The organism is Ammoniphilus sp. YIM 78166 (genome assembly GCF_004522215.1).
In the GTDB taxonomy this organism is placed as follows: domain Bacteria; phylum Bacillota; class Bacilli; order Aneurinibacillales; family RAOX-1; genus YIM-78166.
This window is the reverse complement of the sequence record NZ_SDLR01000060.1, coordinates 1-340: the sequence shown is the minus strand read 5'-3', so window position 1 is coordinate 340 and position 340 is coordinate 1. Positions and strand designations below refer to the sequence as shown.

Sequence of the window (340 nt, the reverse complement as noted above, 5' to 3'; positions counted from 1 at the left end):
CTGGATTCGACTGGTATAGGTTGCGCCCCAACTGCACTCCGTAGCGGCATCTACGTTAAAAGGTCCAGTTTAATTATAACTGCAAAAAATAATAACAATTCTTACGCTTTAGCTGCTTAATAGGCGCTTAACGTAGATCCTCCTAGGCTTGTCCGTGGTCTAGATCTGGGTCCTAAATTTAACGGACTTACGCTAACGACTCCCACCTGAAGTACGTTAGAAGAGAAAAATCAGGTTAGCTGTTCATGTGGGCCCTGACAGGCGGCAAGTTGGGCAGTGAAACCTTAAGTAGTCTGAATATGAGTGTAGACGTTGGGGTGGCAATATGCTAGGACGCGGG

At 46.5% G+C, this 340-nt stretch carries 1 other RNA gene; it reads left to right on the top strand.

Annotated elements, in window-relative coordinates:
- Nucleotides 1-340, top strand: a transfer-messenger RNA (tmRNA) gene (ssrA, locus tag EIZ58_RS32890); the annotation flags it as partial.